The sequence below is a fragment of the Caballeronia sp. dw_19 genome, assembly GCF_018449515.1.
Taxonomy (GTDB): domain Bacteria; phylum Pseudomonadota; class Gammaproteobacteria; order Burkholderiales; family Burkholderiaceae; genus Caballeronia.
Window position 1 is genome coordinate 14,700 of record NZ_JAAVUQ010000030.1, and the last position, 12,105, is coordinate 26,804.

Here is a 12,105-nt window from a genome sequence, read left to right on the forward strand (position 1 = left end):
GGTTCCGAACCCGCCGCCCCTTCCGTTATGGAAGGAACAGCCGCCTCGTACCGGCCTCGACTCTCAAACACTACCTGACTGGCGAGAGACCGATTGCATCGGCCTCTCGCTTACCACCCTCTTACTGGCAAGCCTCGCACTCGTCGAACCCGGCATCGCCCGGACGCATCATGCAGACCGGACCATCGGCTTCTGCTTCGGCCGCAGCGGCAATCGCCGGCGCCGCAACCGCAGCGGCGTTGAAACCACCCGTCGACGATCCGTGCGAACCCTGCGAACCAAAACCGTTGCCGTTCGCGCCAGAAGCACCGCCCTCGCCATTCCCCGAGTTACCCGAAGGCACCGAGTTCAGTTGACCGTGAGCGACCGTCGACTTCTCGACGTGCGTGGCGGCCATCGTGCGGAGGTAATACGTGGTCTTCAGACCGCGCAGCCACGCCAGCTTGTACACCTCGTCCAGCTTCTTGCCCGACGCGCCACCCATATAGATATTCAGCGATTGCGCCTGATCGATCCACTTCTGACGGCGCGATGCGGCTTCCACCACCCAGGTCGCGTCCAGTTCGAACGCCGTTGCGTAGATTGCTCGCAGATCGGCCGGAACCCGGTCGATACGCGACAGCGTGCCGTCGAAGTACTTCAGGTCCGAGACCATCACTTCGTCCCACAGGCCGCGTTCCTTCAGGTCACGCACCAGGTAATCGTTCACGACCGTGAATTCGCCCGACAGATTCGACTTCACATACAGATTCTGGAACGTCGGCTCGATACATGCCGATACGCCGATGATGTTCGAAATGGTCGCGGTCGGAGCGATTGCCACGCAGTTCGAATTGCGCATGCCGTAGGTGGCGATCCGCGAACGCAGTTCGGTCCAGTCCATCGACGAACTGTCGTCCACTTCCACGTAACCGCCGCGCGCTTCGGCCAGCAGCTTCAGCGAATCTTGCGGGAGAATGCCGCGGTCCCACAGCGAGCCGCGATAGCTCGAATAACGGCCGCGCTCTTGTGCCAGTTCCGTCGACGCGTAGTAAGCGTAGTAGCAGACCGCTTCCATGGAGGTATCGGCGAAAGCGACGGCTTCGTTCGACGCATACGGCGTGCGCAGCAAGTGCAGGCAGTCCTGGAAGCCCATGATGCCCATACCGACCGGACGATGCTTCAGGTTCGAATTACGCGCTTTGGCGACGGCGTAGTAATTGATGTCGATGACGTTATCGAGCATGCGCATGGCAACGCTGACGGTGCGCTTGAGCTTGTCGTGATCGAGCGCGAGCGTGCCGTCAGCCTGCGTCTTCATGTGCGCGACCAGGTTCACCGAGCCGAGATTACAAACGGCGATTTCGGTGTCGCTGGTGTTCAGCGTGATTTCCGTGCACAGGTTCGACGAGTGGACAACGCCCACGTGCTGCTGCGGCGAACGGATGTTGCATGGATCCTTGAACGTGATCCACGGGTGACCCGTTTCGAACAGCATGCCCAGCATCTTGCGCCACAGTTGCGCGGCCGGAACCTTCTTGAACAGCTTGAGCTCGCCGCGTGCCGCCTTCTCTTCATACGCAACGTACGCTTTTTCGAACGCTGCGCCGAACAAATCATGCAGATCGGGCGTGTTGGCCGGCGAGAACAGCGTCCAGTCGCCGTTTTCGTGAACGCGCTTCATGAACAGGTCGGGAATCCAGTTCGCCGTGTTCATGTCGTGCGTGCGGCGACGGTCATCGCCCGTGTTCTTGCGCAGTTCCAGGAATTCTTCGATATCCAGATGCCACGTTTCCAGGTACGCGCACACCGCGCCCTTGCGCTTGCCACCCTGATTCACCGCGACGGCCGTGTCGTTCACGACTTTCAGGAACGGCACCACGCCTTGCGACTTGCCGTTCGTGCCCTTGATGTGCGAACCGAGCGCACGCACGCGCGTCCAGTCATTGCCCAGGCCACCCGCGAACTTCGACAGCAGCGCGTTTTCCTTCAGCGCTTCATAGATGCCGTCGAGGTCGTCGGCAACCGTCGTCAGATAGCACGACGACAATTGCGAGCGGCGCGTGCCGGAGTTGAACAGCGTGGGGGTGGACGACATGAAGTCGAAGCTCGACAGCACGTTGTAGAACTCGATCGCCCGTGCTTCGCGGTCGATTTCGTTCAGCGCCAGACCCATTGCAACGCGCATGAAGAACGCCTGCGGCAGTTCGATGCGCTTGGTTTCGTTGTGCAGGAAGTAGCGGTCATACAGCGTCTGTAGGCCGAGATAGCCGAATTGCAGATCGCGGTCGGCGTCGAGCGCGGCGCCCAGACGCTTCAAGTCGTACTGCTGCAGCTTTTCATCGAGCAGTTCCGCTTCCACGCCCTGCTTGATGAACAGCGGGAAATATTCAGCGTAGCGCGTAGCCATCTCGCCCTGCGAGACGTCCTCTTCCAGGATTTCACGACGAATGGTGTGCAGCAAAATACGCGCGGTGACCTGGCTGTACGCCGGGTCCTTTTCGATCATGGTGCGCGCGGCGAGAATGGCGGAGTCATAGACTTGCGCCATCGGCACGCCGTCGTACAGGTTCTTCACCGTTTCCGCGACGATCGGATCGGCGCTCACTTCGCTGCCGAGATTCGCGCACGCTTCGTTGATGCGCGCCTTCAACGCGTCCAGATCCAGCGGATGCGACACGCCGTTGTCGATCACGTTGATGCCAAGCGCATTCGCGCGCGTTTCCGGTGCGTGCGCGCGTTCCTGCGTGCGCTTCTCGCGATACAGCACGTACGCGCGCGCCACGTTGTGCTCGCCGCCACGCATCAGCGCGAGTTCGACTTGATCTTGAATGTCTTCAATATGGAACGTACCGCCGTTCGGACGGCTGCGAACCAGCGCCCGGATAACGCTCTGCGTCAGTTGTTCGACGAGTTCGCGCACGCGCGCCGAGCCTGCGCCCTGGCCGCCGTTCACGGCCAGAAACGCCTTCGTCACGGCGATGGAGATCTTCGACGGCTCGAACGACACCACGGTCCCGTTGCGGCGGATCACTTTGTAGTCGGCCAGTGTGGCGTCCGGCGCGAGCGCGCTGGCGCTCGGCTGACTCTGCGCGCCGATGGGCCGCACGGAGGCGCCCTCGTAGGAAGTCGTGGTGTTGTCGGTGGTTTGCATGTGCAAATCTCCAGGTGTTCGATGGTGCGGAACGTCCGCGGATTGAGATGCGTGCCGTGCGTAGCGGCTGCTTGTTGCTGCTTTGTTGCTGCTTTGTTGCTGTTCACTGCTGCTGTTTACTACCTCTGCCAACCGCGCACGACGATGAAATTGAAAATTGAATAACGGCTCAGTCGGGAAAATTGCCGGTGCCGTTCTTGCGCTCAGTCCATGGTTTTTCCATGGCCCGATCCGCTTCAAACCGATGAAGACAACCCCTCCCGCTACGCCTGTTTGCCTCGGTCTTTCAAACTGAATGCCGACGGTTTTTACGCGACAAATCAGTGGCTTATCCGGTGTTTTCTTCTATGGCCGGAAAGCGTGCGGCGCCGGCTCTATGAGCGGGGCGCCGCCTGGACAACACAACATATAGTGCAAATTACGTCTCTGAGCACCAAGTATAGTGGCATTCCGCACAGTCTCAAAAACTTTTATTTGCTGAAGAATAGCCCTCAGAGGGTTGACTTTTGAAATGGCAAAGTCGGATAAGGGAAAGCGCGCCAAGGTGCGCCGAACACACGCAAACGCGCTGCGATGCAAAATGAAAGCTCTTTCGGTCTACCGGAAGCGGTGAGGCAAGGCGGGCGGTAAGCCGGCGACGATGGCAAGGCATAGCGCGTCACCACGGCTCAGTGACTCACGCGGCAACGCACTTGATCAAGCGTGAACACACAGCGAATCAAACGTCGCCGAGATAGGGAAAGTACTGAAGCGGGAGTTGTGTATCGCGCTGCAGCCGCGGCCACTCGAAGTACGGGCCCGGATCGGTTTTACGACCCGGAGCGACGTCCGAATGTCCGGCTAGGGCTTCGATCGGATAGCGCCGGGTGAGCGCCTGGACGACATCATTGAGCGACGCATATTGCGCGTCCTCGAACGCACATCGATCGCTGCCTTCCAGTTCGATACCCACCGAAAAGTCGTTGCATCGCTCGCGTCCGAGAAAGCTCGACACGCCCGCGTGCCATGCGCGTTCGTTGCACGACACGTACTGCTCGATGCGGCCATCGCGATGAATCACGAAATGCGACGAGACCCGCATGCCCCGCAAGTGGTCATAGTAGGGATGAGCGTCGTGATCGAGACGGTTCTGGAAGAACTCGGCAATCGCATTGCCGCCGAATTCATCGGGCGGCAAGCTGATGTTGTGAACAACAACGAGCGTTGGCTCAATACCACCCGGACGCGCTTCGAAGTTCGGCGACGGCACCCGGAACGCTGCCGTGTACCAGCCGTCGGCATCGATCAACGCTGTCACGCTCATCGAGCGTCGCGGCCTGTGGGATGCGCGGCGTAGCGCTGGGCGTGATCGGTGCAACAGAAGCGATGCCCGGCCGCGACAATCGCTTCGCTCTTGGGCGTGTGCACGCCGCATTCCGCGCAGCGCACCAGAGGATCGGGAAGTTGCGGCGCGGAACGGGAAGCCGCCGGGCCATGAGACGCGCGCGTGGCCCCTGCACCTTGTGGACCCGCTTGTGCACCAGCGGCGGCCTGGGCGCGCTTGAGCTTCTTGAACAGCCACTGGCTCGCAAAGAACACAAATATCAGCAGGAGAAGTTGGCGCATGATCTTACTAATAGTAGAGGCAATAAAAGCCGGAGGATTCAGCTGACCGCGTCAAACGACCGCGCGATGCAACAGCACTTCGAACACGAAGCGGCTGCCCACGTAAGCAAGCAGCAATGCGACGAACGAAGCGAGCACCCAGCGCAACGCGGCGCGGCCGCGCCAGCCTGACACGCGGCGAGCGGTCAGCAGCGCGCCAAACATCAGCCACGACAAAATGGCGAACACGGTCTTGTGATCGAGTTTGAACGCCTTGTCGACGAGTTGTTCGTTGAACGCGACACCCGATATGAGCGTAAGCGTCAGCAGCACGAAGCCCGCCGAGATCAGGCGGAACAACAATTTTTCAAGCGTAAGCAACGGCGGTAACGTATCAAGCCAGCTCGACACCCAGCTATTCGATGTATGCCGCGTAGCGGTCCCGCGCATGTTCTGCAGGCGCTTTTCCACCATCAGCATCAGGATGGCGTGAAGCGCGGCAATGGCGAACAGCCCGTACGCAATATTCGCGATCAGGAAATGCAGCTTGAACATGGGCGCGGCGGCATACGGCAGCACGCGCACGCCGCCAAAAATCAGCGGCATGACCGAGGCCATGCACGCAAGCGGCAGCACGAGCAGCCGCAAGCCGTCGAGCGGGAAGAAAAAGCTCTCTATCCAGTAGATGCCCGCGCCCAGCCAGAACATGGCGGAGAGCGCGAAGGCGAAGCCGAACACCATCGCGTTCTGCGGAAAGATGGTGGTGTGCAACAAGACGCCATGCACGAGCAACGCGACGCCGAGCAATACGCGCCCCATCGTACTCATGCCCGACGCCTTCGATGCCCGGCCGCTCTTCATGGAGTCGGCCATGCCCGGGTTCATTCCGGTACTCACGCCGCCGGCCAGGCGACCGCCCACCGGCATGCCCGCCAGCGCCGGCTCAACGGCCGTGTTGCGATGCGCGCGCCAGCCAGCTACGGCAAGTCCGCCGTAGAGAAGCGCAGTGAGGGCATACAGTACAATATCCATGTTCGAAGTTTACACCAGGCCCTGAAGCCACGACGTCTTCCCCCTCTTGCCGGGTCGTCTTGAAGCCAGGCTCCGTCAGGAAGTCGTCACTGTTACCCGGCCGCACTCTCCACACGCTCCCATGCTCGACACACTCACTACACGGATGGCGCGCGTCGTCAAGACGCTGCGCGGCGAAGCCCGGCTCACCGAGGCTAACACGCAGGAAATGCTGCGCGAAGTACGCCTGGCGCTGCTCGAGGCTGACGTCGCGTTGCCGGTTGTGCGCGAATTTATCGCGAAGGTGAAGGAAAAAGCGCTCGGCGAAGAGGTGCTTTCCAGCCTGTCGCCGGGTCAGGCGCTTGTCGGCGTCGTGCAGCGCGAGCTGACGGCGATCATCGGCGGGGATTACGAAGGTAAGGCCGTCGAGCTGAATCTCGCGGTCACGCCGCCGGCAATCATCCTGATGGCCGGCCTGCAAGGCGCGGGTAAAACCACCACGTCGGGCAAGCTCGCCAAGCTGCTGCGCGAAAAGCACAAGAAAAAAGTGCTGACGGTTTCCGTCGACGTGTATCGTCCGGCCGCTATTCAGCAGTTGAAAACGGTGACCGAACAAGTCGGCGCGGACTTTTTCCCGTCGGAGCCGGATCAGAAGCCGGCGGATATCGCCCGTGCGGCGGTGGATTGGGCGAAACGCCATTTCCATGACGTGCTGATCGTCGATACAGCCGGCCGGCTCGGTATTGACGAAGCGATGATGAAGGAAATCAGCGAGCTTCACGCGATCCTGAAACCGGCGGAAACGCTCTTCGTGGTCGACGCCATGCTCGGCCAGGACGCCGTGAATACCGCGAAGGCGTTCAGCGACGCCCTGCCGCTGACCGGCGTGGTGCTGACCAAGCTGGACGGCGATTCACGCGGTGGCGCGGCGCTGTCGGTGCGTCACGTGACCGGCAAGCCGATCAAGTTCGTGGGTGTCGCAGAAAAACTGGACGGGCTGGAAGTTTTCCACCCGGACCGGATGGCGAACCGGATCCTCGGCATGGGCGACATTCTCGCTTTGGTCGAGGAAGCGCAGAAAGGCGTGGATAGCGTGGCCGCGCAAAAACTCGCCGATAAAGTCAAGAAAGGCGGCGATTTCGACCTGAACGACTTCCGCGCGCAACTGGCGCAGATGAAGAACATGGGCGGTTTGTCGTCGCTGATGGACAAGCTGCCGGCACAGTTCCAGCAAGCCGCGGCGGGCGCGAACATGGGCGTCGCGGAAAAACAGATGCGCCGGATGGAAGGCATCATCAATTCCATGACGCTGCTGGAGCGCGCGAAACCCGATCTGATCAAGGCCCAGCGCAAGCGCCGTATTGCAGCGGGCGCGGGCGTGCAGGTCCAGGAAGTCAACCGCATGCTCGCTCAATACGACCAGATGCGCGGCATGATGAAAAAGCTGAAGGGCGGCAATCTGCAGAAAATGATGCGTGGCATGAAGGGCATGATGCCGGGCATGCGTTGAAGTTTTGATCGGGTTTGATTTCCATGACCCGCGTTTTGCTGAGGAACGCGGGTTTATCATGTGGCGCTTAGCGCCTCGTTTCCCCTATTTTTAGCTCTACACCCTCGCCGCCTGCCCTTATGAATCGCGAAGAAGCACTCCACATTTTCAGCCACTCCGAAGAGATTGTTTCGGCACAAGACGTGACCGCATCGATCGAAAGCATGGCGAAAGCCATTGGCGCGAGCGCGGGCGAAGAGTTCCCGCTCGTGCTGTCCGTCATGGGCGGCGCGGCGGTGTTCACCGGCATGCTGCTGCCGCATCTCGACTTTCCGCTTGAGTTCGACTACATCCACTTGACGCGGTATCGGAACGCGACCAAGGGTAGCGACAAGATGGAATGGCGCGTGGCGCCGGCGGAGTCGGTAAAGGATCGCGTGGTGCTGGTGCTCGACGACATCCTGGATGAAGGCGAAACCATGGCCGCCATCCGCGACCGCATCATGGCCATGGGCGCGAAGAAATTCCTCTCGGCTGTGCTGTGCGAGAAGCTCATCAATAAATCGAAACCCCTGCGGCCGGACTTTTGCGGCTTCGAAGTGCCGGATCGGTACGTGTTCGGCTGCGGCATGGACGCGAAGGGATATTGGCGCAACCTGCCGACTATCCGTGCGCTGACCGAAGGCGCGTAATTCAGTTTCGCCAGCGTTTGAGGTGCGGCGAATAGCCGCATCATCCACTTGGTAATGTTCTGCGCACTCAAGATCAAAAAGGCCGTTTCAACTTACGTTGAAACGGCCTTTTTATATTCACCACCTCGAAAGCTGCCCCGGAATGGTCTTCAGTCAGCCATTTGCAGCCAATTGATGCACGAAGGTCCGTATCCCGGTGAGGATCATTTCCACCGATATCGCGACCAGCACCAATCCCATCAGCCGTTCAAACGCCGTAACGGCCCGTTCACCCAGCCAATGCTGAATCTTCTCGGCCAGCACCAGCACGACCGCGCAGACCATCATGGTGACCGTCAGTGCTCCGATCCATTCCCACATCTGCCCGGGCGCCTGCGACGTCAGCAACATCACCGTCGCCAGCGCCGACGGACCGGCCAGCGCGGGAATGGCCAGCGGCACGATCAGCGGTTCGCCGCCGCGTGAATCACCGCCCATCGGACCATCGGGATGCGGAAAAATCATGCGCAACGCGATCAGGAACAACACGATCCCGCCGCCCAGCCGCAACGACAAATCCGTCAGGCTCATCGCCCGAAGAAAGCGGTCGCCCGCCAGCATGAACAACAGCAGGATCCCGAAGGCGATGGCGACTTCCCGCAAGATCACGATCCGCCGGCGCTCCTTCTCCACACCACGCAACGCGTTGATGAAGATCGGGATATTGCCGAGCGGATCGGTGATCAGGATAAGCAGCACCGTTGCCGAGAGGAAGTTGTACTGCACGTTACCGGGCCGCTCCACGGGCGAGTGCAGCGCGCACCTTCTCGATCACCACGTTCGCCGCGTCATCCACCGGCAACAAGGTAGCTTCGGCGTCGCGTCGTGCCTGGTACTCGAGCTTGCCTTCCTTGAGCCCACGGTCACCAATCACCAGCCGATGCGGCACGCCAATCAGCTCCCACTCCGCGAACATCACGCCCGGCCGTTCGCCGCGATCGTCCAGGACCACGTCGATACCCGCAGCCTGCAGCGCCGCGTACAGCTTGTCGGCCTGCTCGCGAACGGCTTCGCTACGGTCGTAGCCCATCGGGCACAACACGACTTCGAACGGAGCAATCGATTCCGGCCAGATGATGCCCTTGGCGTCGAAGTTCTGTTCAATCGCCGCGCCCAGGATTCGCGTGATACCGATCCCGTAGCAGCCCATTTGCATGGGCGCGGGCTTGCCGTTTTCATCGAGGAACGATGCGCCCATGGCATCCGAGTACTTCGTGCCGAGCTGGAACACGTGGCCCACTTCAATGCCGCGGCAGATTTCCAGCGTGCCCTTGCCATCCGGCGACGGATCGCCTGCCAGCACATTGCGAATGTCCGCCACGACCGGCTCCGGCAGGTCGCGGCCCCAGTTCACGCCGGTGATGTGATAGTCCACCTCGTTCGCGCCGACCACGAAGTCGCTCATGTTCGCGACCGTGCGGTCCGCGATCACGTTGACCGGCTTTTTCGTGTTGATCGGGCCGAGATAGCCGGGCGGCGTGCCGAACGTATCGATAATTTCGGCTTCCGTTGCAAAGCGATAACCCGCCAGACCCGGCTGCTTGTTCGCCTTGATGTCGTTCAGCGAATGGTCGCCGCGCAGCATCAATAACCAGATGGTCGGCTCGGCGCCTTCGTTTTCCGTCGCGAGGATGATCGACTTGATCGTGCGTTGCAGCGGAATGTTCAGCAATTCCGCGACCGCCTCGCACTTCGCCTTGCCCGGCGTGGCCGTCTTCTTCATTTCTTCCGCGGGCGCCGGACGCGTGGCATTCAACGGCAGCGCGTCGGCGGCTTCCACGTTTGCCGCGTAATCCGAGGTCGGGCAATACGCGATTGCGTCTTCGCCGGTGTCGGCGATCACGTGGAATTCATGCGAACCGCTGCCGCCGATCGAGCCGTTATCGGCCGCGACCGCGCGGAATTCCAGGCCGATGCGCGTAAATACACGCACGTAGGCATCGAACATTTTTTTGTACGACTCGGCGAGTGCCGCCTGATCGCGGTCGAAGGAATACGCGTCCTTCATGATGAATTCGCGCCCGCGCATCACGCCGAAACGCGGCCGGATTTCATCGCGGAACTTGGTCTGGATCTGGTAAAAATTGACCGGCAATTGCCGGTAACTCTTGATCTCGCGCCGCGCGATGTCCGTCACCACTTCTTCGTGCGTCGGTCCGAGCACGAAATCGCGGTCATGACGATCCTTGATACGCAGCAGTTCGGGGCCGTACTGTTCCAGGCGTCCCGATTCCTGCCAGAGTTCGGCCGGCTGCACGCCGGGCATCAACAATTCGAGCGCGCCGGCCCGGTTCATTTCTTCACGCACAATGGCTTCCACCTTGCGGATGGAGCGCAGGCCGATAGGCAGATAACTATAGATACCGCCGGCCACGCGGCGAATCATGCCCGCACGCATCATGAGTTGGTGGCTGACGATTTCCGCGTCGGTGGGAGCTTCCTTCAGGGTGCCGATAAAGAAACGGGATGCTTTCATTCAAAAATTTTCCAATGCGGGAGCGCGTCGATTGAATGGGCTTATTGCCCAAACCTGCGGAACATGCAGAACGTGCGGAACGAGTGAACGACGGGACAGCGATACGGCAAGGCGTCGGCCGACCGCACCGGCACTCAAGCGAAACGAACTCCGATTCGGGTTCGTGCCGGTGCGCCAGGCCCGTTATCTGTTTATAATCAAAGCAATTTTAAAGGATTCGAAGGTGGTTGTATGCTGGATCGTGAAGGCTTTCGCCCGAACGTCGGCATCATCCTCTTGAACGCGCACAATGAAGTGTTTTGGGGCAAGCGGCTGCGTGAACATTCCTGGCAGTTTCCGCAGGGGGGCATCAAGTACGGCGAGACCCCCGTGCAAGCGATGTATCGGGAGTTACACGAAGAAACCGGTTTGCTTCCGGAGCACGTGAAGGTCGTGGGTCGAACCCGCGACTGGCTGCGTTATGAGGTGCCGGACAAGTTCATCAAGCGCGAGGTGCGCGGACACTATCGCGGACAGAAACAGATCTGGTTTTTGTTACGCATGGTAGGCCGTGACTGTGACATTTGTTTGCGTGCGACTGATCATCCGGAATTCGATGCCTGGCGGTGGAATGAGTATTGGGTCCCGCTCGACGCGGTGATCGAGTTCAAGCGGGATGTATACCAGCTTGCGCTCACGGAACTTTCTCGCTTTCTTAGGCGCGCGGTTGTGCGGGCTGAGCGCGCGGAGCGTATGGCGCATCATGCCAACCGGTATCCACGCGTGATTCAGGGCATGACGTTGGAAGATGCGGCCGTTTCTGCTAACGGCGGTGTCATTCAGGCAGAATGTTCCGTGACCGAAGAGCTGCACATCTACGCACAACGTCCTTCGCGGGATTAGGACGTGTGTCATTCGAAGCGGCGGTGCGGCAACGCACGCCGCTTTTTTTCGTGCAGCGTCGAAGGCTGGGCTTGCGTGTTTGACATGCCGGCGCGTTCCCTTGGCGGGACAAAACGCGGCGCTTTTCACGCGACACGATCTATTTGCAGTCGCTTCTGCATCAACCTCAGGAAATCAAGAATTGAAAGCCATTGCATTGTTCGCGGTATCCGCGGCAGCCCTTGCCGTGCTCGCCGGTTGCGGCAGCGCCAAGCCGACAAATAAGGACGACAGCGCGTTCGTCTACCTCATGGACCGCAAGCCGAACTGGGTCGAAAACAAGGTCGATACCCTGCCGCCTTTGCCGCAGAACGCGGATCTCCTGGAGTTCAATGTCTCGGAAAATACGCCGCTGTCTTTTTTCATCGATAAAAACTCGCTCAGCGTGGGAACCGACGGTGTGATCCGCTACACGGTTGTCGTGAAAAGCCCGGCCGGCGCGCGCAATGTCAATTACGAAGGCATTCGCTGCGACAACTATAACTGGCGCCTGTATGCGAGCATTAATGAGGACCAGACCGACTGGGACCGCACGGTCGAGAACGATTTTCGACGCATCGAAAACGGCGAGTTGAACGCCTATCATGCCGCGCTGTATCAGGATTACTTCTGCGCGAACAAGTTGCCGACAGGGTCGGCCAAGGAGATTTTGCAGAACATCAAGATGAAACGGACTGCGGTTTCGAACTATCACTAGGTCGAATGACTGGTGAAAAAGCCCGCTGCACCTGACGGTCAGCGGGCTTTTTTTGTCGGTCGT

General features: G+C 60.1%; 10 protein-coding genes. 4 read left to right on the forward strand and 6 right to left on the reverse strand.

The genetic code is table 11. From position 1 onward, the window contains the following. Window positions 1-121: 121 nt before the first annotated feature. The 4 genes from HB376_RS29860 to ccsA all read right to left on the reverse strand — a co-directional run bounded on the left by HB376_RS29860 (window position 122) and on the right by ccsA (window position 5,749). The gene (locus tag HB376_RS29860) at window positions 122-3,133 is read right to left on the reverse strand and encodes a ribonucleoside-diphosphate reductase subunit alpha (protein WP_213767286.1); all 3,012 of its coding nucleotides are present in this window, start codon (window positions 3,131-3,133) and stop codon (window positions 122-124) included. A gap of 718 nt (window positions 3,134-3,851) precedes the next feature. Continuing rightward, on the reverse strand, window positions 3,852-4,436 hold the full coding sequence (gene ampD, locus HB376_RS29865) for a 1,6-anhydro-N-acetylmuramyl-L-alanine amidase AmpD (RefSeq protein WP_213767287.1): 585 nt from the start codon (window positions 4,434-4,436) through the stop codon (window positions 3,852-3,854). After that, window positions 4,433-4,738: a PP0621 family protein gene (locus tag HB376_RS29870; RefSeq protein WP_213767288.1), complete on the reverse strand. Its 306-nt coding sequence runs from the start codon at window positions 4,736-4,738 to the stop codon at window positions 4,433-4,435. The genes ampD and HB376_RS29870 overlap by 4 nt, the downstream gene beginning before the upstream one ends. A gap of 51 nt (window positions 4,739-4,789) precedes the next feature. Then, a complete protein-coding gene (gene ccsA / locus HB376_RS29875; RefSeq protein ID WP_213767289.1) occupies window positions 4,790-5,749 on the reverse strand; it encodes a cytochrome c biogenesis protein CcsA in 960 nt (319 codons plus the stop codon). Between the two features lie 121 nt (window positions 5,750-5,870). Here ccsA and ffh point away from each other — a divergent pair, with 121 nt between their 5' ends. Continuing rightward, window positions 5,871-7,238 carry a signal recognition particle protein gene (gene ffh, locus HB376_RS29880; RefSeq protein WP_213767290.1) on the forward strand — a complete coding sequence of 456 codons (1,368 nt, stop codon included), beginning with the start codon at window positions 5,871-5,873 and terminating at the stop codon, window positions 7,236-7,238. Window positions 7,239-7,357: 119 nt separating this feature from the next. After that, window positions 7,358-7,909 carry a hypoxanthine-guanine phosphoribosyltransferase gene (locus tag HB376_RS29885; protein WP_213767291.1) on the forward strand — a complete coding sequence of 184 codons (552 nt, stop codon included), beginning with the start codon at window positions 7,358-7,360 and terminating at the stop codon, window positions 7,907-7,909. A gap of 153 nt (window positions 7,910-8,062) precedes the next feature. On the opposite strand, the gene HB376_RS29890 is transcribed toward HB376_RS29885, so the two are convergent. Both HB376_RS29890 and HB376_RS29895 read right to left on the reverse strand, forming a co-directional pair. Continuing rightward, window positions 8,063-8,674 (reverse strand): MarC family protein, encoded by a 612-nt coding sequence (locus HB376_RS29890; RefSeq protein ID WP_213767292.1) that lies wholly within the window; start codon window positions 8,672-8,674, stop codon window positions 8,063-8,065. Between the two features lies 1 nt (window position 8,675). Then, a complete protein-coding gene (locus HB376_RS29895) occupies window positions 8,676-10,424 on the reverse strand; it encodes a proline--tRNA ligase (protein WP_213767293.1) in 1,749 nt (582 codons plus the stop codon). A 231-nt stretch (window positions 10,425-10,655) separates the two neighbouring features. On the opposite strand from HB376_RS29895, the gene HB376_RS29900 reads away from it, so the two are divergent. After that, on the forward strand, window positions 10,656-11,306 hold the full coding sequence (locus HB376_RS29900; RefSeq protein WP_213767294.1) for an RNA pyrophosphohydrolase: 651 nt from the start codon (window positions 10,656-10,658) through the stop codon (window positions 11,304-11,306). Between the two features lie 181 nt (window positions 11,307-11,487). Continuing rightward, window positions 11,488-12,042, forward strand: a complete 555-nt coding sequence (locus HB376_RS29905; RefSeq protein ID WP_213767295.1) for a CNP1-like family protein — start codon at window positions 11,488-11,490, stop codon at window positions 12,040-12,042. Window positions 12,043-12,105: the final 63 nt, after the last annotated feature.